General features: G+C 73.3%; 18 protein-coding genes and 1 pseudogene. 9 read left to right on the top strand and 10 right to left on the bottom strand.

What is annotated here, in order from left to right; genetic code table 11:
* Nucleotides 1–36 precede the first annotated feature (36 nt).
* The 3 genes from ACFKCF_RS06270 to ACFKCF_RS06260 form a co-directional block, all read right to left on the bottom strand.
* Nucleotides 37–555 (bottom strand): nitroreductase family deazaflavin-dependent oxidoreductase, encoded by a 519-nt coding sequence (locus tag ACFKCF_RS06270; RefSeq protein WP_313045650.1) that lies wholly within the window; start codon nt 553–555, stop codon nt 37–39.
* A gap of 66 nt (nt 556–621) precedes the next feature.
* Nucleotides 622–1,167 (bottom strand): GNAT family N-acetyltransferase, encoded by a 546-nt coding sequence (locus tag ACFKCF_RS06265; RefSeq protein ID WP_394491553.1) that lies wholly within the window; start codon nt 1,165–1,167, stop codon nt 622–624.
* Entirely contained in the window at nt 1,167–1,739 is a 573-nt protein-coding gene (locus ACFKCF_RS06260; RefSeq protein ID WP_394491551.1) for a CGNR zinc finger domain-containing protein, read from the bottom strand. The genes ACFKCF_RS06265 and ACFKCF_RS06260 overlap by 1 nt, the downstream gene beginning before the upstream one ends.
* Nucleotides 1,740–1,826: 87 nt before the next feature.
* Between ACFKCF_RS06260 and ACFKCF_RS06255 the strand changes: the two genes are divergently transcribed.
* Nucleotides 1,827–2,426 (top strand): TetR family transcriptional regulator, encoded by a 600-nt coding sequence (locus ACFKCF_RS06255; RefSeq protein ID WP_394491549.1) that lies wholly within the window; start codon nt 1,827–1,829, stop codon nt 2,424–2,426.
* A gap of 6 nt (nt 2,427–2,432) precedes the next feature.
* On the opposite strand, the gene ACFKCF_RS06250 is transcribed toward ACFKCF_RS06255, so the two are convergent.
* Both ACFKCF_RS06250 and ACFKCF_RS06245 read right to left on the bottom strand, forming a co-directional pair.
* Nucleotides 2,433–3,635 (bottom strand): hypothetical protein, encoded by a 1,203-nt coding sequence (locus ACFKCF_RS06250; protein WP_394491547.1) that lies wholly within the window; start codon nt 3,633–3,635, stop codon nt 2,433–2,435.
* Between the two features lie 34 nt (nt 3,636–3,669).
* Nucleotides 3,670–4,290, bottom strand: coding sequence for a DivIVA domain-containing protein (locus ACFKCF_RS06245; protein WP_394491545.1), 621 nt, complete (start codon nt 4,288–4,290; stop codon nt 3,670–3,672).
* Between the two features lie 300 nt (nt 4,291–4,590).
* On the opposite strand from ACFKCF_RS06245, the gene ACFKCF_RS06240 reads away from it, so the two are divergent.
* The 3 genes from ACFKCF_RS06240 to ACFKCF_RS06230 are packed head-to-tail and all read left to right on the top strand — an operon-like array spanning nt 4,591 to nt 6,668.
* Nucleotides 4,591–5,151: a dihydrofolate reductase family protein gene (locus ACFKCF_RS06240; RefSeq protein ID WP_394491543.1), complete on the top strand. Its 561-nt coding sequence runs from the start codon at nt 4,591–4,593 to the stop codon at nt 5,149–5,151.
* Between the two features lie 11 nt (nt 5,152–5,162).
* A complete protein-coding gene (locus ACFKCF_RS06235) occupies nt 5,163–5,501 on the top strand; it encodes a YciI family protein (RefSeq protein WP_394491541.1) in 339 nt (112 codons plus the stop codon).
* 3 nt (nt 5,502–5,504) lie between these two features.
* Nucleotides 5,505–6,668 (top strand): RNA polymerase sigma factor, encoded by a 1,164-nt coding sequence (locus tag ACFKCF_RS06230; RefSeq protein WP_394491539.1) that lies wholly within the window; start codon nt 5,505–5,507, stop codon nt 6,666–6,668.
* 313 nt (nt 6,669–6,981) lie between these two features.
* Here ACFKCF_RS06230 and ACFKCF_RS06225 read toward each other — a convergent pair whose 3' ends face one another.
* A complete protein-coding gene (locus tag ACFKCF_RS06225) occupies nt 6,982–7,629 on the bottom strand; it encodes a nucleoside/nucleotide kinase family protein (protein ID WP_394491537.1) in 648 nt (215 codons plus the stop codon).
* A gap of 189 nt (nt 7,630–7,818) precedes the next feature.
* Here ACFKCF_RS06225 and ACFKCF_RS06220 point away from each other — a divergent pair, with 189 nt between their 5' ends.
* On the top strand, nt 7,819–8,307 hold the full coding sequence (locus ACFKCF_RS06220; protein ID WP_394491535.1) for a DUF4396 domain-containing protein: 489 nt from the start codon (nt 7,819–7,821) through the stop codon (nt 8,305–8,307).
* A gap of 15 nt (nt 8,308–8,322) precedes the next feature.
* Here ACFKCF_RS06220 and ACFKCF_RS06215 read toward each other — a convergent pair whose 3' ends face one another.
* Entirely contained in the window at nt 8,323–10,089 is a 1,767-nt protein-coding gene (locus ACFKCF_RS06215) for an ABC transporter ATP-binding protein (RefSeq protein WP_394491533.1), read from the bottom strand.
* Nucleotides 10,090–10,217: 128 nt separating this feature from the next.
* Entirely contained in the window at nt 10,218–11,927 is a 1,710-nt protein-coding gene (locus tag ACFKCF_RS06210; protein WP_394491531.1) for an ABC transporter transmembrane domain-containing protein, read from the bottom strand.
* 115 nt (nt 11,928–12,042) lie between these two features.
* Between ACFKCF_RS06210 and ACFKCF_RS06205 the strand changes: the two genes are divergently transcribed.
* The gene (locus ACFKCF_RS06205; RefSeq protein ID WP_394491529.1) at nt 12,043–12,534 is read left to right on the top strand and encodes a hemerythrin domain-containing protein; all 492 of its coding nucleotides are present in this window, start codon (nt 12,043–12,045) and stop codon (nt 12,532–12,534) included.
* Here the strand turns inward: ACFKCF_RS06205 and ACFKCF_RS06200 are convergent, their stop codons facing one another.
* A complete protein-coding gene (locus tag ACFKCF_RS06200) occupies nt 12,535–13,785 on the bottom strand; it encodes a cytochrome P450 (protein WP_394491527.1) in 1,251 nt (416 codons plus the stop codon).
* A gap of 19 nt (nt 13,786–13,804) precedes the next feature.
* Between ACFKCF_RS06200 and ACFKCF_RS06195 the strand changes: the two are divergent.
* Nucleotides 13,805–14,827 (top strand): annotated as a pseudogene (locus tag ACFKCF_RS06195) (RNA-guided endonuclease InsQ/TnpB family protein); the annotation flags it as partial.
* Between the two features lie 4 nt (nt 14,828–14,831).
* Here ACFKCF_RS06195 and ACFKCF_RS06190 read toward each other — a convergent pair.
* Nucleotides 14,832–15,245, bottom strand: coding sequence for an alcohol dehydrogenase catalytic domain-containing protein (locus ACFKCF_RS06190; protein ID WP_394491525.1), 414 nt, complete (start codon nt 15,243–15,245; stop codon nt 14,832–14,834).
* A 156-nt stretch (nt 15,246–15,401) separates the two neighbouring features.
* Here ACFKCF_RS06190 and ACFKCF_RS06185 point away from each other — a divergent pair, with 156 nt between their 5' ends.
* On the top strand, nt 15,402–16,619 hold the full coding sequence (locus ACFKCF_RS06185) for a CaiB/BaiF CoA transferase family protein (RefSeq protein ID WP_394491523.1): 1,218 nt from the start codon (nt 15,402–15,404) through the stop codon (nt 16,617–16,619).
* Nucleotides 16,616–17,479, top strand: a complete 864-nt coding sequence (locus ACFKCF_RS06180; RefSeq protein WP_394491521.1) for a citryl-CoA lyase — start codon at nt 16,616–16,618, stop codon at nt 17,477–17,479. The genes ACFKCF_RS06185 and ACFKCF_RS06180 overlap by 4 nt, the downstream gene beginning before the upstream one ends.
* Nucleotides 17,480–17,525 lie beyond the last annotated feature (46 nt).

Genomic DNA, 17,525 nt, shown 5'->3' with positions numbered 1-17,525 from the left:
GGTCACCGGGCGTTCAGGAGCGCGGTCACCGGGCGTTCAGGAGCGCGGTGACAGGCGGAAGACGCGCAGCTCGCGGCCGGAGCGCTCGGTGTAGCCCTCGTACAGCGGCCAGAAGCGGGTGAGCGCCTGCCAGGCCTGCTCGCGGTCGGCCCCGGCCAGCAGGGCGGCCGTGACGGGGATGACCCGCCCGCGGAAGGTCACCGTGGCCTGCGGGGTCTTGAGCAGGTTGCCGCTCCAGGCCGGGTGGTGCTCCCTGCCGAAGTTGCTGCCGACCACGAGGAACGTGCCGCCGTCCTCGGGCAGGCAGGCCAGCGGGCTCTCGCGCTGCTGCCCGGACTTGCTGCCGGTCGTGGTGAGCAGCAGGTGGGGGATCATCTGGTCCCCCATGAGCACGCGGCCGCCGGTCACCCGGTTGACGAAACGATCAAGAGGCGGGACGATCTTGGGCGCGACCCGCGCGAACCCCCTCGTGCCCGCGAGCCACTGGAAGAACGGGCGGAGCGCGGTGCTGACGCGTGCCATGAAACCGCCGCTGGACTGCTGCTGCTCGACCACGGTGCCCTCACGTCCTCGTTGCGCTGCTGACGGGGGCCAAGGATACTGCCCAACCAAGCGATTGGTCTACTCGGGGCCGGCCGGCCGGTCGATCCGGTAGACATAGTGCTCGCGCCCGTGGATCGGGTTGTCGGGCTCGAGCTCGCCCTCGGCCACCCGGCGCAGCCCGGCCTTCTCCAGCGCCCGCCACGACGCACGGTTGGCCGCCGAGACGGGCACCAGCACGCAGGACGCGCCGGGGATCTCCGCCCAGGTCCGCTCGATCACCGAGCGGATCATCGCCGGACCCAGCCCCCGGCCGACCTGGCCGGGATCGCCGATCAGGTAGTCGATGCTCACCGCGCCGTCGGGGACAGGGGTGAGCGTCGCCAGTTCGGTCAGGTAGGCGGGGTAGTCCGCGTACCGCGACCGCTGGACCAGGCCGAGCGGCCGGCCGTCGAGGAACACGAGCAGGTCCTCCGACGGCTCCTCACCGCGGGCGGCGGGGCCGAAGTCGCGGGCCACCGCCTCCGTCGAGGTCTCGTGGTTCCACCACAGCGCCACGTGCGGCTGCTCCAGCCACGTACGCAGCAACGGGAAATCCTCGTGGCCGAGCCGACGCCATGTGATCATCAGGACGCTCCGGGGGTGTGCTGCCGGCGGTAGTAGCGGGCCTGGCGGTCGCGGTGACCGCACGAGGGGTGGCACCAGCGCCGGCGCGAGTGGTTCTGGACGAAGAACAGGGAGCAGCCCGGGCCCTGGCAGCGGCGTACCCGATCCGCCCGGGGGCCGGTCAGCAGCTCGACGCAGCAGGTGGCGATGCTCCCGAGCACGGCCGCCGCGCCGGTGACGGTGCCGGCCCGGCGCGAGGCCGGCGCGCCGCCGCTCCAGTCGAGCCGGAGGTACGTCGGCGCCGCCGCCGCGAAGTGGTTGACCCGCTCGACCAGCGCCGCGTCGGGAACGCGCCCCTCGACGGCGGCCGACAGCAGGGCGTGCACGCAGTCGCGCAGCAACCGCACCCGGGCCGCGTGCGGACCCATCGGGACCGCGACCCCGTGCCGCCCGGAGACCTGGGCGAACCACTCGCCGATCCGCCGGGCGTCCGGCAGGAAGTCGATCCGCGCCTGCCCCGCGCCGTACAGCGTGTTGGCCAGCTCCACCGCGAGAGGTTCCGTCCCGAGGATCGGGAACTCGGCAGCCGTCATGACACTGACGCTAGCAGGCTGCTTCAACCGTCAGCATCTCATTTATAGGGGTAGCAAGTCCCTGTACGGGGATATAACTTGGCGGCCGTGGAGGAACGCACAGGCAGGACCGGGCGGCGGCCGGGGACCTCGACCACCAGGGAAGAGATCGTCGCGGCGGCGGCCAGGGCCTTCAGCGCCGGCGGCTACGAGGCCACCAGCATGCGCCAGGTGGCCGCGGACGCCGGCGTGGACCCGGCGCTCGTGCGCCGGTTCTTCGGCGGCAAGGAGCAGCTGTTCAGCGCGGTCGTGACGTCGGTGTTCCAGCCCGAGCAGGCCGTGGCCATGCTGCTGGACGGGCCCCGCGGCAGGCTCGGGGAGCGGCTGGCCGGATACGTGCTCGGCCTGCTCGGCGCGGTGGACCGGCCCGGCCCGGTGCTGGGCCTGATGCGCTCGGCCGCCACGAACGCGCACGCGGCCGCCCTGATCAGGGAGTTCCTCGCCAACGACATGCTCGGCAAGGTCACCAGGAAGCTCGGCGTGGACCAGCCCGAGCTGCGCGCGGCGCTCGCGGCCGGCCAGCTCGTGGGCCTGGCCATCACCCGCTACGCCGTACGGGTGGACGCGCTGGTCTCGTCCTCGCCCGACGAGCTCATCGCCTGGCTGGCGCCGACGCTGCAGCGCTACCTCACCGGCCGAGCCCCCTGACGGGGCTCATCGCAGCGGGGTCGACGGGGCGCCGAGGGTGAGGAGGAGGTAGTGGCGCTGGCGCAGGGTGAGGTCCCCGATGCTGGCGCCGCTGACGATCCTGCCCCGGCGCAGCACGCGGGTGATCTCGGTGGCGCTGCGCCCGGGCAGGGCCCGCAGGACCGTTTCCACGTCGGCCCCGATGGTGGCCAGGTCGGTGCGCGACAGCAGGGCCTCCAGGCCGAGCCGCCCGGCCGCGACGGCGGCGCGCAGCTCGCCGGCCGTCATCGGCTCCGGCCCGGTCGACGGCTTGGGCCGCGGGGACGGCGGGCGCGGCTGCGGCGTGGGCGGCCTGCCCGCCTGCCGGGCGGCGGCGACGGGTACGGCCGGGGCGGGCAGCTCGCCGGCGAGCATGGTCTGCGCGACGACCAGCAGGCCGCCCACGGCCAGCACGCCGGTCGCCACGACGACGACCTGGCGGCGCGGCAGCCGCCCGCCGGCGCGGGCCATCTGCAGCCCCACCATCGCGGTACGCAGCAGCACGCCGGTGAGCACGCCCAGCAGGATCGGCACGCTCTGCGGCGGCAGCGGCGCCACGCTGGCCAGCACGACGCCGGCCGCCGGGCTGAGGCAGGCCAGCGCCAGCCAGGGCGCCAGCGGCCTTCGGGCCAGGTCGAGCATGGCCGTCAGGGCCACCCCTTCGCCGGCCGAGTGGATCATGAGTGCGGCCACGACGATGATCGAGGCGGCCAGCACCAGGGTGGCGCCCTCGATCATGCGGTGCAGGCTCAGCGCGACGGCGGTGCCCACGCCCCCGTACACGGCGGCGCTGACGGCCTGCTCGACCCGCCGGTGCATGCCGGGGGCGTGCCGGGCGCGCCGCCCCACGTCGTGCTGGTGGGCGCACCCGTGGCGGGTGAAGTGCGTGATGACGGCGTACCCGAACAGCCCGGCCAGCGCCACCAGCCACACGGGCACATGGGTCGCGACGGCCTCCCGCCAGGCGTCGGGCATCACGTCGGTCAGGGCGGTGATGAGCATGAGCGCCGAGGCGACGGCCAGCCAGACGCTGATCCTGTCGGCCTTGCGCTGCGCCAGGTGGGCGCCGGCCAGCGTGGACAGGGCCACCAGGCCCACGGCGGCCCACACGGTCCAGACCGGCATGGCGGCGCCCATGGCCGCGTCGTGCGCCGGCGACTGCAGTACTGGCCCCCCGAGCGGCAAGGACATGTGACGGCCTTTCTGGCGAGAGTGCGGTGATCGATCACTGAGCCGCGAGAGGGCCGGTGTGCGCGCCGTGGCCGGGCGTCGCGACGTCCTCCAGGACGCCGCGCAGCCGGCCGAGCTGGGCGCGCAGGCTGTCCTGCAGTTGCCGGCCGTGGTCGGCGAGGACCGTGTCGAACTGGTCGAGCTGCTCCTCGATGGCCTCCTGGTAGGCCAGGCGGGCGGTCCTGGTCAGCGCCTCGGCCGCGGCGGCGCCATCGAGCCGCACCCGTTCGGCGTCGAGGCGGGCCTCGGTCAGGATCTGCCGCGCCTCCTGCCGGGCGTTCTCGACGGTCTCCCGCGCGCTCTCCTCCGCGGCGGCCAGCATGTCGGCCGGGGCCGGGGTGGCGGCGGCGAGACGTTCGCGCAGGTGGGCGTTGTCCTGCCAGAGCAGGCTGATCGTGGTCTCCACGGTGGACAGGAACGCGTCCACCTCGGCCAGGTCGTAGCCGGCCCGCAACCGGACCACGGTGAAGACCTGGTGGTGCACGGCGGTGGGGGTCAGCAGCGTGAGCTGGCCGGGGCCGGCGGCCTGGGCCGGGATGGTGACGAAGCCGTCGCCGGCGGCGTGACCGTGCGGGATCGGGAGGCCGTAGACGTGGTCTTCGTGCTCGACGTGCATGACGGAGTTTCACCGAACCTTTCACCGTCAGCGCTGGAGCGGCCGGGCGCGCCCGCACCGGCCCCGGGGCATGGAGGGGTGCCCCGGATCGGGGGGAACCGGTACGAAACCTTGACCGTCCAACCGCGCATCTTATACGCACAGTAGTTGACACGTTACCGTCTGCTTAAACATGTGAGCGGCCGCTCACAGGTAAAGGCCATCTCGGATGTGACCAGGGTCACACCGGCCGCCTGTCCCCCGGAGCCCGCCCCGTACGTCCTCCGGCCGAGCAACCGGCTACGAGGAAGGTCCAAGATCATGGGCAAGCTGATCGTCATCGAGTTCGTCTCCCTCGACATGGTCGTCGAGGACCCGGACGGGGCCGACGGGACGCCGTGGGGAGGCTGGGCCTTCCGGTACGGGCCCGAGTCGGTGGCCGGCGACAAGTTCGCGCTCGGCGAGGTGCTGGACACCGGGGCCATGCTGCTGGGTCGCGCCACCTGGCAGCGCTTCTCCCGCATCTGGCCCACCAGGGACGACGCGTTCTCCCGGAAGATGAACGCCATCCCCAAGCTCGTCGCCTCCCGATCGGCGGACGGCGTCGAGGCGTGGAGCAACTCCTCCCTCCTGCGCGGCGACCTGGTCGAGGAGGTGGCCGAGCGCAGGCGGGACCGGGATATCGTGGTCGCCGGCAGCGGCAGCGTCGTCGCCACGCTGCGGGCGCACGACCTGGTCGACCAGTATCGGCTGCTGGTGTTCCCGGTCGTGCTGGGCCGGGGGCGCCGCCTGTTCGACCAGCCCGTCGGCCTGGCTCTCGAGTCCGCCGAACGCGTGGGGCAGGCCGTCCGCCTCGTCTACGGCCGCGACGCGGCGGCGTGAAGGAGACCACCGTGAGATACGCACTGCTGATCAACGAGCGGCCCGAGGCGTACGACGGGCTGAGCGCCGACGAGCGCGCCGCCATCACCGCCGAGTACGTCGCGCTGATGAAGGACGAGCGCATGATCGCGGGCGAGCGGCTCCAGCCGGCCGACACCGCGACCACCGTCCGGGTCCAGGGCGGCCGGACGCTGGTGACCGACGGGCCGTTCGCCGACACCAAGGAGATCTTCGGCGGGTTCTACATCGTCGAGGCGGACGACCTCGACGACGCGCTGGAGCTCGCCGCCCGCATACCCGCCGCCCACCTCGGCGGATCGGTCGAGGTGCGGCCGCTGGTGGAGCTGTAGCCGGTGCTCGAGGAGATCTTCCGCGAGCAGTGGGCCCGCGTGTTCGCCGCCCTGGTGAGCTACACCGGCGACATCGACGTCGCCGAGGAGGCCGCTCAGGAGGCGTTCGCCGTCGCGGCCGAGCGCTGGGCCCGCGACGGGGTCCCGGACAACCCCGGGGCCTGGCTCGTGGTGACCGGGCGCCACCGGGCGATCGACCGCCTTCGCCGGGACCGTACCCGCGCGGAGAAGCTCCGGCTGCTGGACCGGCCGGAGCCGGGCGAGGAGGTGACCATGGACGAGTCGGCGGTCCCCGACGAACGGCTCGAGCTGTTCTTCCTGTGCTGCCATCCGGCGCTGGCGGACGAGGCCCAGGTCGCGCTCACCCTGCGGGCCCTGGGCGGCCTGTCCACCCCGGAAATCGCCCGGGCGTTCCTGGTGAGCGAGGAGACGATGAAGCGGCGGCTCTCCCGGGCGCGCAACAAGATCCGGGCGGCCGGGATCCCGTTCGGGATCCCCCGGGAGCACCTGCTGCCCGCCCGCCTGGAGGCGGTGCTCTCCGTGCTCTACCTCATCTTCAACCAGGGGTACGGCGACGGCCGCGCCGACCTGGCGGCCGAGGCCGTCCGGCTGACCCGGACCCTGGTCGAGCTCGTGCCCGGCGAGCCCGAGGCCGCCGGGCTGCTGGCGCTGATGCTGCTGCACGACTCGCGACGGGCCGCCCGGGTCCGCGACGGCGAGATCGTCCTGCTGCAGGAGCAGGATCGCGGCCTGTGGGACGCCGCCCGGATCGAGGAGGGGCAGGCGCTGCTCGACCGCGCCCTCGCGCTCGGCGCCCGCGGCGCCTACGTGGTGCAGGCGGCCATCGCGGCGCTGCAGACCGAGGAGCGGATCGACTGGCCGGCCGTCGCCGCGCTCTATGACCGGCTGCGGGAGCTGACGGGCTCGGCCGTGGTCGAGCTCAACCGCGCGGTGGCGGTCGCCGAGGTCGAGGGGCCGCGGGCGGCGCTGGCGATCGTGGACGGGCTCGATCTCGACGGCTACCGCTACTTCCATTCCACCCGCGCCGAACTGCTGCGGCGCCTGGACGACACGGCGGGGGCACGGGCCGCGTACCGGAGGGCCCTGGAGCTGACCACGACGGAGGCCGAGCGCCGCTTCCTCACCCGCCGCCTCGGCGAGCTCTGATCCCCTGGCGCCGGCACCCACGAACGCCCCGCCGGCGACGCCCCCGCTTCACCGCCCGCGCCGGGGATGCGGGACGGGGGGCCGGCGCGACACGGACGGCGCCCAGCCCGGTGCTCTGGGGCGGTGGGCTGCGGGTGGATCAGGGGGGCGGGCAGGTCGGGGTGCCGATGGGTCAGGCGGCACCGTCGGTCAGGGGTGACCGCCGATCAGGCGGCGCCAGAGGTCAGGCGGTGCCGGTCAGCCGGTGCCGGTCAGGCGGTGCCGGTCAGGCGGTGCCCGTCAGGCGGTGCCGTGGGTCAATCGTGACCGGGGGTCACGGGTCGGGCGTCGGTGAGAGGGTGTCGGGGTTGACCAGCAGGTCGGCGCGGTCGCGGGTGGTGCGGATGGTGGCGGCGTTGGGTTCGTCGACCTCGGCGACCCAGCGGGCCGCCTGGGAGGGGGTCTTGCCGAACTGGACGTGCCGCCTGGTGAGGCGGTGCAGGCGGACGCGGTCGTCGATCTCGGCGTACCAGACCTCGGTCATGGCCGCCCGCACCCGGCGCCACGGGTCGTCGTCGGCGAGGAGGTAGTTGCCCTCGCTGACCACGACCCGCGCGGCCGGCGGCACCGGGATGGCGCCGGCGATCGGCTGCTCGATCTCGCGGTCGAAGGACGGGGCGTAGACGACGGAGCCGGTCTCGGCGCGGATGCGGTGGAGCAGCGCCAGGTAGCCGTGGGCGTCGAAGGTGTCCATGGCGCCCTTGCGCCGCCGCCGCCCGAGGCGTTCGAGCTCGACGTCGGCCAGGTGGAAGCCGTCCATCGGCACCCACACCGCCGGCAGCCCGGCGGAGGTGAGGCTTTCGGCCAGCCAGCCGGCCAGCGTGGACTTGCCCGCGCCCGGGCATCCGGCGATGCCCACCACGACGCGCTCGCCGGACGCGGCCAGCCCGCGTACGCGCTCGATCAGCCGCTCGCCGGTCACCGGACGCCTCCTGCGAGCGGGAAGCGCTGGGCGCCGGGTGACTGGGTAGGGCTCAAGATTCTCCTCGAATACGGATTGAGCGGGATATGTCGGCAATGAGCTGCAAGCTTATCCGCGCCGGCACCGGCCCTGGCGCCCGAGATACCCCATACCCGTACAATGTGTCTCCCCTCTACTAAGGAGCATCGTATGGAGCACGGCGAGCACCACCACACCCACCATGAGGCACCCCCCGCGGCCACGTGGGGAATGGCCGCGCAGGCGACCCTCCACTGCCTGACCGGCTGCGCCATCGGCGAGGTGCTGGGCATGGTCATCGGCACCGCCGCCGGCCTGTCCAACCTGACCACCGTGGTGCTGTCCGTGGCGCTGGCCTTCGTGTTCGGCTACGCGCTGACCATGCGGGGCGTGCTGCGGGCCGGTGTCGACTTCCGCACCGCGCTGCGGGTGGCGCTGGCCGCCGACACGATCTCCATCGCGATGATGGAGATCCTGGACAACGGGGTGATGCTGATCGTGCCCGGCGCCATGGACGCGGGCCTGTCGAACTGGCTGTTCTGGACGGCGCTGGCCGGATCGCTACTGGTGGCCTTCGTGCTGACGACCCCGGTGAACAAGTGGCTCATCTCACGGGGCAAGGGCCATGCGGTGACGCACCAGTACCACCAGGGCCACTGAGCAGCCGCTGGGCCTTCACTCGCCGTGCCACGAGCGCCAGAGCTCGGCGTACGTGCCCCCCGCCGCGACGAGGTCGTGGTGCGTGCCGAGCTCGGTGAGGCGGCCGTCCTGCATGACCGCCACCCGGTCGGCGTCGTGGGCCGTCTGGAGGCGGTGGGCGATGGCGATGACGGTACGGCCGTCGAGCACGGCGGCCAGGGCCCGCTCGGTGTGGCGGGCGGTCCTCGGGTCCAGGAGCGCGGTGGCCTCGTCGAGGATGAGCGTGTGGGGGTCGGCCAGCACGACTCGCGCCAGGGCCAGCTGCTGGGCCTGCGCGCCGTCGGGCCGGTGGCCTCCGGGGCCGAGATCGGTGCCGAGGCCGTCCGGGAGGTCGTCGATCCAGTCGGCGCCGACGGTGGCCAGGGCCGCGCGCAGCTCGGCGTCGGTGGCGGAAGGGGCGGCGATGCGCAGGTTGTCGCGTACCGTGCCGAGGAACACGTGGTGTTCCTGGGTGACCAGGACCACGCGTTCGCGCAGGCGGCCGGGGTCGAGGGCGGCGACGGGCACGCCGCCCACGGTGACGGTGCCGCTGCGCGGGGCGTCCACGCCCGCAAGGAGCCTGCCCAGCGTGGTCTTGCCCGCGCCCGAGGGCCCGACGATCGCCAGGCGCTCGCCGGGGCGGACGGTCAGGTCCACCCCGCGCAGGACGTCGGGGCCGCCGTCGTAGGCGTAGTGCACGCCGGCGGCCACCAGCCGGTCGCCGTCGGGTACGGGGGCCGGCTCGGCGGCCGGCGCCGGCCGCGGTACCAGGGCCAGGCCCTCGACCCTGGCGAACGAGGCCCCGCTGCTCTGCATGCCCTCCAGGTGCAGGAGGATCGTGTCCAGCGGCTGGCCGAGCTGGCGCAGGTAGAGGGCGGCGGCGACGACCGTTCCGAGGGTCATGGAGCCGTCCGCCATGAAGCCGCCGACCAGCAGCACGCCGGCCACCGGGATGGCGTACGAGACGTCCACGACGGGGAAGAGGACGCTGCGCAGGAACAACGTCCGGATGCGGGTCCGGCGGCACTCGCCGATCGCCGCCTGGCAGGCCGTGATGCGGCGGTGTTCGAGGCGGAGCGCGGCGACGGTGCGGGCGCCGGCGGTGGTGGCCGCGAGCTGCTCGGCCAGCGCGGAGTTGGCCGCGCCCTCGGCCAGGTACGCCGGGACCGCGCGGCGCAGATACCAGCGGGCGGCGAACCAGATGCCCAGCAGGCCGAGCACCCCGCAGGCGCCCAGCAGCGGATCGAGCACGAAGACCGCGGCCAGGATGAACGCCGCCTGGACCGCGGCGATGAGGACGTCGGGACCGGCGTCGCGCAGCGTGGCGCCCAGCGCGGCCACGTCGGTGGTCCCCCGGGTGGTCAGGTCGCCCGTGCCGGCCCGCTCGACCACCGAGACGGGCAGGTCGAGGGCGCGTTCGGCGAACCGCTCGCGGACGCGGGCCAGCGTGCGCTCGCCGAAGCGGTGGCCGATGTAACCCGCGTAGCGGGACAGGACGAGCTGCACGAGGGCGGCGGCCAGGATGGCCAGGGCCAGCCGGTCCACGGTCGCGGCCCCGGCGCCCGACTTGACCGCGTCGATGATCCGGCCGAGCAGCCACGGCCCGGCCAGGCCCGCGGCGGCGGCCAGGGCGTTGAGGGCGATCATGGCGGCGAAGGCGCGACCGTCCAGGCGGATCAGGCGCGACGCCGCCCGCCGTACCCGGGACGGCTCCGCGACGGGCAGGGCCCCGGCCATCGCACGGGCGGGCTGGGGCTCGGTCATCGGGCGGCCCCCTCGGGTGAGGCGCAGGGCAGGGGGCCGGTCATCGCGCGACCCGCTCGGGTGAGGCGCAGGGCAGGGGGCCGGTCATCGCGCGACCCGCTCGGGTGAGGCGCAGGGCAGGGGGCCGGTCATCGCGCGACCCGCTCGGGTGGTGTGCTGGGTTCGTCGTCGCGTGAGACCAGCAGGCGGTAGCCGGGATGCTCGCGCAGCAGCTCGCGATGGTCGCCGGCCGCCGCGACCGAGCCGTCCACGAGGTAGTACACCATGTCCGCCCGGTCCAGCAGCAGAGGCGAGGTCGTGGCCACCACCGTGGCGCGGCCCCTTCGCGCGTCGCGCAGGCGGGCGGCGATGGTGGCCTCGGTGTGGGCGTCCACGGCGGAGGTGGGCTCGTCCGCCAGCAGGATCTCGGGGTCGGCCAGCAGGGCCCGGGCCAGGCGGACGCGCTGACGCTGCCCGCCGGACAGGTTGCCGCCCTGGGGGTCGATGGCGGAGTCCAGCCCGTCCGGCAGCCCGCGGACGACGTCCTCGGCCATGGCCGCGTGGACCGCCCGGCCCACGGCCTCGTCACCGGGCTCGTGGCTGCCCGCGACGACGTCGCGCAGCGTGCCGGCGAACAGGTCCGCCTCGTTGTCGGCCGGCAGGATCCGCTCGCGGAGACGTACCGGGTCGATGGTGTCGAGCCGGACCCCGCCCCAGGTCGCGGCGGACGCGGTGAACCCGCCCAACCGGTCGAGCACCGCCGCCGAGTCACCCGGGCGGGCGCTGACCAGCGCGGTCAGCCTCCCCGGCGCGATCTCGACGCCCGAGACCGGGTCGCGCAGCGGCGCGGGCGACGCGGGCGGATCCGCGTCACCGCCGGTGACGTCCGGCTTCAGGGTGAGGAAGTGGATGACCCTGCGGGCGGCCACGAGGCCGCGGCTGAGGCCGTACCCGGTCTCGATGAGGTTCGTGACCGGCACCACCAGCACGCCGGCGTACCCGTACACCGCGACCAGCTCGCCGGTGGTGATGTCGCCTTGCGCGGCCATCCGGGCCGCCAGCCACGTCACGGCGCCGAGGAACACCGTGGGCAGGCCGACCCCGAGGGCGTGGACCCAGCTGGTGACCGCGCCCACCTGGTAGCCCTTCTCCCGGAGCTCCTGGGAGCCGCGCCGGTAGCGCTCGGCGTACACGTCCTTGCCGCCGACGCCGTTCAGGACCCGCAGCCCTCCGGCGATGTCCCCGAACCGGGCGGCGAGCTCGCCCTGCCGCAGCCGGTATGCCGTCTCGGCGCCGCGCAGCCGTCCCAGCAGCGGCCCGACCAGCATGACCAGCAACGGCACGCCCAGCAGCACCACCGCGGCGAGCAGCGGCGAGACGGCCAGCAGCAGCACGGCCACGACGACATAGGCGAGCACCGCGCCGACGCCGGGGCCGGTGATGGTCAGCGCGTCGGCGATCAGGGCGGCGTCGCCGAACCCGATCGTCACCACCTCCCCGGCCGTGACCTTGCGCGGGAGCGCCGCGCCCAGCCGCGTCGCGTGCAGCACCACCACCTGTACGGTGCGGAACGCGGCGTCCATCCGGACCCTGGTCATCGTGCGATGGCGCATGATGGCCAGCCAGGCGTTCAGCGCCCCGACGCCGAGCACGGCGGCGGTCCAGCCGGCCAGCGCGGGCTTGTCCCCCGGCGCCAGGCCGTCGTCGATGGCGCGGGCCAGGAAGTACGGCGGCAGCGTCAGGCAGACCATCCAGGCGGAGCCCAGTAAGGCGCCGACGGCGATGCGGCCGGGCTGGCTCCTGACCAGCCACCACAGGTACCGTCCGGCGCTTCGGCAGTCGGGAGTCCCTGGATCCACGATCTTCACCCTATTTGACTGATCGCCGGAACGATGATGGGGTACGTGCCAGCGTCGCGGTGCACCCGGCAAGCAGATCGCCGAGGGCATGGAGGCGCCGAAACATGGGACGACCATGGACACCTCCGACGGCCGCCTTGCGGCGTTCGGCAATCAGTTGATCGACGTGCACCTCTGGCTCCGCGAGCAGCTCGCCGCGCTGCGTGAGGACGTCGAAACCTATCTCGCGGGCGGCGCGCTCCCCCGCGACCTGCGTACCCACTGCCTGACCTTCTGCTCCGCGCTGGAGCGGCACCACACCGGCGAGGACGGCGGCGCCTTCCCCGAGCTCGCCCGCAGCTTCCCCGAGCTGCGCCCGGTGCTGGAGGAGCTGCGCCGCGACCACCGGCTGGTGGACGACTCCCTGCGGCGGCTGCAGGCGCTCCTCGACGGCCTCGGGCAGGAGCACGACCCGGTCCGCGTGCGCGGCGAGCTGGACACCCTCGCCGCGCTGATGGAGACGCACTTCGTCTACGAGGAGAAACGGATCGTCGCGGCGCTCAACGCGCTGGACGCCCCGGCGTGGCGCCGGGCCCGGCCCGCGTTCCTGATGTCCGGCGACACCTGATCAGCGGCGGAGTTTGTAGCGGATGGGCAGGTGCTTGATGCCGCCGACGAACGTCGTGGCGGTCCATTCGGGCCGCCCGGCGAGCTCGACGCTCTCCAGTCGGGGCAGCAGCTCGGCGAACAGGGCCTTCAGCTCCATGCGGGCCAGCGCGGCGCCGAGACAGTAGTGCACGCCGAACCCGAAGGCCAGGTGGCGGTTGGGGTCGCGGCCGGCGTCGAAGGTGAACGGGTCGCTGAACACCTCCTCGTCGCGGTTGGCCGACGGGTACGACAGCAGGACCGACTCGCCCGCCTTGATGTCCACGCCGTTGAGGGTGGTGTCGGCCGAGGCCGTGCGCATGAACTCCTTGACCGGGGTGACCCAGCGGATCATCTCGTCGACCGCGAGCGGCAGCAGGCCGGGGTCCTCGCGCAGCCGGGCCAGCTGGCCGGGGTGTTCGATGAGGGCATGCAGGCCGCCGGCGACGGTGGAGCTGGTGGTGTCGTGGCCGGCGGAGGCGATGATGACGTAGTAGGAGGCCGTCTCCATGTCGTTGAGCGGCTTGCCGTCCACCTGGGCGTTGGCGATGGCGGAGGCCAGGTCCTCGGTGGGGTGGGCGCGGCGGGCGGCGGTGAGCTGCTGGAAGTAGGCGAAGAAGTCCAGGAGCACCGCGAACTGGTCCTCGGCGGTGTCTCCGCGCCTGGTCTCCGCGTCCGCGCCGCCGAACAGCTCCTGGGTGAGCTTGAGCATGCGGGGGAAGTCGGACTCGGGCAGCCCGAGCAGGGAGAGGATCACGTACAGCGGGTAGTGCACCGCGATCTGGGTGGCGAAGTCGCATTCGCCGCCGTAGTCGGCCATCCGGTCCACGTAACGGCGGGCGAGCTCCTGGATCCGGCTCTCCATGGCGCGCATGGCCTTGGGGCGGAACCAGTCGGCGCCGATGGCCCGGACCACCCGGTGGTCCGGGTCGTCCATGTGGACCAGCGTCTTCAGCTGGACGCCCTGCGCCGCCTGCGCCCTGGCGTGCTCCTCGAACGCCTTCTTGCCCAGGACCGGGCGTGGCGCGCTGAGCCAGAGGTCGTTGTCGCGTTCGACCCGCATGATGTCGGCGTGCCGGGTGACGGCGTAGAAGGGCGTGTACTCGGGCGCCTCCACGAGATGGACCGGGGCCTCCCGGCGCAGCAGGGTGAGCGCCTGGTGCAGCCGCGGCTCGTCGGCGTAGGCGAGGGGGTCGGCCAGCATGAGCCCCGCCTGCTCGATGGTCATGTTCATCAAATCTCCTTGAGCGTGAAAACTCGTCTACAACAAGGCCCTGCACGAGCGCACCCGCGCCTATGCCATCGAAGGGCGTCGAGTCTCCTACGTGGAGTCGTCGGCGGCCCTCACCGCATGGAAGCGCAGCGGCGATTACGACTTCCTGGCGCAGGTCTCCTCCGTCCCGTTGCAGCAGGCGCTTCGCCACCTCCAGGCCGCGTTCGCGAACTTCTTCGCCAAACGGGCCAAATACCCGACGTTCAAATCGCGCAAGAAGTCGCGGGCTTCGGCCGAGTCCACCCGCTCGGCCTTCCGCTGGCGCGAGGGCCGGCTGTGGCTGGCCAAGATGGACGCGCCGCTCGACATTCGCTGGTCGCGTCCGCTGCCGGAGGGCGCCGAACCGTCCACGGTCACCGTTTCCCGGGACGCGGCGGGCCGTTGGTTCGTCTCCCTCCTCGTGGAAGAGACGATCACCCCCCTCACTCCGGTGGAGCAGACGGTCGCGGTGGATGCGGGCATCACCGCCCTGGCCACGCTGTCCACCGGAGAGAAAATCCTCAATCCCCGCCACGAACGCCGTGACCGGCGCAAGCTGGCCACGGCTCAGCGGGCGCTGGCCCGCAAGGCCAAAGGGAGCGCCAACCGGACCAAGGCCCGGCTCAAGGTCGCCCGCCTCCACGCCAGGGTCGCCGACCGTCGCCGGGATTTCCTGCACAAGCTCACCACTCGACTCGTCCGCGAAAACCAAACGGTCGCGATCGAGGACCTCACCGTCCGCAACCTGGTCAAGAACGGCAAGCTCGCCCGCGCCATCTCCGACGCCTCGTGGCGGGAGCTGCGGGCCATGCTGGAATACAAGGCCGCCTGGTACGGCCGGGCCGTGGTCGTCGTGGACCGCTGGTTCCCCTCCTCCCGACTGTGCTCGGCGTGCGGGAGCGCGCAAGAACAGATGCCGCTGAACATCCGGAAATGGACCTGCGCATGTGGCGCGATCCACGACCGGGACGTCAACGCGGCCCGCAACCTCTTGGCCGCCGGGCTGGCAGGCAGTCAAGGATGACTCCCTACCAGGACCACCAGCGGGCCGCGACCGGCTCGCCGCCGGAGCCGGTGGCCCCGGCCGACCCGTCCGCGCGCACCCCGCTGAGGTTGCGCGCCATGAACTCGTCGCAGTACGAGGCCGCGCCGGCCACGCACCGCCCGCACCAGCCGCAGGAGTCGTAGCTCATCACGACGTGATCGCCGGGCGCCACGCGGGTCACCCCGGGGCCGACCGCCTCGACGACCCCCGAGCCCTCGTGCCCGAAGACCATCGGCATCGGCAGCTCCGCCCGCCCCCGGAACAGCACGTCGGTGTGGCACATGCCCGCGCCCGCCACGCGGACCAGCGCCTCGCCGGGACCGGGCGCGGCGAGCGAGACGTGCTCGACGGTGAACGGCTTGCCCGGGTCGCGCAGGATCGCGGCTTGAGCTCGCATCTCACTCCCCGGGCTTTTTGGATGGGGCCGTCCAATTCAATGGCGACGCTATGGCCGCTCCCTGGGCGTGTCAAGCATGCGGCTCGGTCATCGACACGTCAGCGTGAACCGCTGTACGGTATTTTTGGACCACATAGCGGTACGGACAGGGGTTCGATGACCGACAACTCACCACCGCGGCTGCTCGACGGCGTACGCGTGCTCGACATGACGAACGTCCTGTCCGGCCCGTACGCCGGCTACCAGCTCGCCCTCATGGGCGCCGACGTGATCAAGCTGGAGATCCCCGGCACCGGAGACCTGGCCCGCCAGCTCGGCGCCGACCCCCGCCTCAGCGGCGAGAACCTGGGCGTCTCCTTCCTGGCGCAGAACGCGGGCAAGCGCTCGGTCACCGTCAACCTCAAGCACGCCTCCGGCCGCGAGGTCTTCACCAGGCTGCTGGCCGAGGCCGACGTGCTGCTGGAGAACTTCCGCCCCGGCGTGCTGGACAAGCTCGGTTTCGGCTGGGAGCGGCTGCGCGAGCTCAACCCCGGCCTGGTCTACTGCGCGCTGTCCGGTTTCGGCGCCACCGGGCCCATGCGCGAGCGCCCCGCCTACGACCAGGTGATCCAGGGTCTGGCGGGCATCATGAGCGTCACCGGCACCCCGGACACCGCGCCCGTACGGGTGGGCTACCCGGTGTGCGACAGCGCGGGAGGCATCACCGCCGCCTTCGCCGTGGCCGCCGCCCTGCACCGCAAGCTGCGCACCGGGCAGGGCGCCTACCTGGACGTGTCCATGCTGGACGCCGCGCTCACGGGGATGGGCTGGGTGGTCTCCGACTACCTCGTCGCCGGGCGGGAGCCGGTGGCCATGGCCAACGAGAACCGTACGTCGGCGCCGTCGGGCACGTTCGAGACCGCCTGCGGCCAGCTCAACATCGCCGCCAACAAGCAGGAGCAGTTCGAGACCCTCTGCCGGGTGCTGGGCCGGCCGGAGCTCATGAGCGACCCCCGCTTCCGCACCAGGGACGACCGCAAGGCCCACCGCGACGCCCTGCGCGAGGAGCTGGAGAAGACGTTGAAGACCAGGTCGGCGGCCGAGTGGGACGAGATTTTGCTGCCGACCGGCGTGCCGGCGGCGCCGGTGGTCTCCGTCCCTCAGGCGCTGCGCTCGCCGCAGGTCGAGCACCGGGGGCTGCTGCACCGGCTGCCCTCCCCGGCCACCGGCGGCGGGGAGCTCGTGCTCCTGGGCGGGGCCGCCCACGTGGACGGCCGTCCCCTGGCCCCCGCCGGCCCGCCCCCGAGGCTCGGCGAGCACACCGACGCGGTGCTGCGCACCCTCGGCTACTCCGACGCCGACATCGCCCGCCTGCACGAGGAAGGAGCAGTATGAGCACGACGACAGAGCAGGTGACCGGATGGTGGGCCACCGCCATATCCGACATCTCCCCCGGCGTCATCCGGCTGCACGGCTATCCCGTCGAGCAGCTCATCGGCCGGCTGTCGTTCGCCGACACGATCTGGCTGATGCTGCGCGGCGAGGTGCCGTCGCCCGGTCAGTCCGCGCTGTTCGAGGCCGCGCTGGTGGCCGGGGTCGACCACGGACCGCAGGCGCCCTCGATCGCCGCCGCCCGCATGGCCGCCACCTGCGGCGTCGGCCTCAACACCGCCGTGGCCACGGGCGTCGGCCTGCTCGGCGACGTGCACGGCGGCGCGGGCCAGGAGTGCATGGCCGTGCTCGCCGACATCCACGAGCGAACGACCGCCGCCACCGATCCGACGGGAGCCGACCCGACGGGAGCCGACCCGACGGAGGCGGTTTCGGAGGCGGTTTCGGGGGTGCTGGCCGGGTATCGGGGCGGCAAGCGGTACGTCCCCGGGTTCGGCCACCGCTTCCACCCGCGCGATCCGCGCCGCGACCCGCTCGTGCGGGCGGTCGAGGACGCGGTGCGCGAGGGCGTCGTCGAGGGCGCGTACCTGCGGATCGGGCTGGAGATCGAGCGGCAGCTGGCGCCGGTGCCGATGAACGTCGACGGCGCCACCGCCATCGTCTACAGCGAGCTCGGTTTCGCGCCCGAGCTGGGCCGGGGCCTGTTCGTCGTGTCACGCGCGGTCGGCGTCCTGGCGCACGCGTGGGAGGAGCACGGGGAGGGCCGCCGCATCAAAGGCCCCATCCCGCCCCCGCTACTGCCCGCCTACCGGGGCCCCGAGCCACGCGACCTCCCCGCTCACCGGGACCACGGCGCGGCATGACGCCCAGCGGAAACACGCACCGCGGGACCCGACGGAAGCACGGCGC

Source organism: Nonomuraea sp. JJY05 (genome assembly GCF_043496855.1).
Taxonomy (GTDB): Bacteria; Actinomycetota; Actinomycetes; order Streptosporangiales; family Streptosporangiaceae; genus Nonomuraea.
This window is presented reverse-complemented; position numbering and strand designations above follow the sequence as displayed.

Excerpts from the sequence above, each read along its gene's own strand:
- ACFKCF_RS06265 (WP_394491553.1), bottom strand. The coding sequence starts at position 1,167 with ATGATCACATGGCGTCGGCTCGGCCACGAGGATTTCCCGTTGCTGCGT.
- ACFKCF_RS06260 (WP_394491551.1), bottom strand. The coding sequence starts at position 1,739 with ATGACGGCTGCCGAGTTCCCGATCCTCGGGACGGAACCTCTCGCGGTG.
- ACFKCF_RS06250 (WP_394491547.1), bottom strand. The coding sequence starts at position 3,635 with ATGTCCTTGCCGCTCGGGGGGCCAGTACTGCAGTCGCCGGCGCACGAC.
- ACFKCF_RS06245 (WP_394491545.1), bottom strand. The coding sequence starts at position 4,290 with ATGCACGTCGAGCACGAAGACCACGTCTACGGCCTCCCGATCCCGCAC.
- ACFKCF_RS06240 (WP_394491543.1), top strand. The coding sequence starts at position 4,591 with ATGGGCAAGCTGATCGTCATCGAGTTCGTCTCCCTCGACATGGTCGTC.
- ACFKCF_RS06220 (WP_394491535.1), top strand. The coding sequence starts at position 7,819 with ATGGAGCACGGCGAGCACCACCACACCCACCATGAGGCACCCCCCGCG.
- ACFKCF_RS06215 (WP_394491533.1), bottom strand. The coding sequence starts at position 10,089 with ATGACCGAGCCCCAGCCCGCCCGTGCGATGGCCGGGGCCCTGCCCGTC.
- ACFKCF_RS06205 (WP_394491529.1), top strand. The coding sequence starts at position 12,043 with ATGGACACCTCCGACGGCCGCCTTGCGGCGTTCGGCAATCAGTTGATC.
- ACFKCF_RS06200 (WP_394491527.1), bottom strand. The coding sequence starts at position 13,785 with ATGAACATGACCATCGAGCAGGCGGGGCTCATGCTGGCCGACCCCCTC.
- ACFKCF_RS06190 (WP_394491525.1), bottom strand. The coding sequence starts at position 15,245 with ATGCGAGCTCAAGCCGCGATCCTGCGCGACCCGGGCAAGCCGTTCACC.
- ACFKCF_RS06185 (WP_394491523.1), top strand. The coding sequence starts at position 15,402 with ATGACCGACAACTCACCACCGCGGCTGCTCGACGGCGTACGCGTGCTC.
- ACFKCF_RS06180 (WP_394491521.1), top strand. The coding sequence starts at position 16,616 with ATGAGCACGACGACAGAGCAGGTGACCGGATGGTGGGCCACCGCCATA.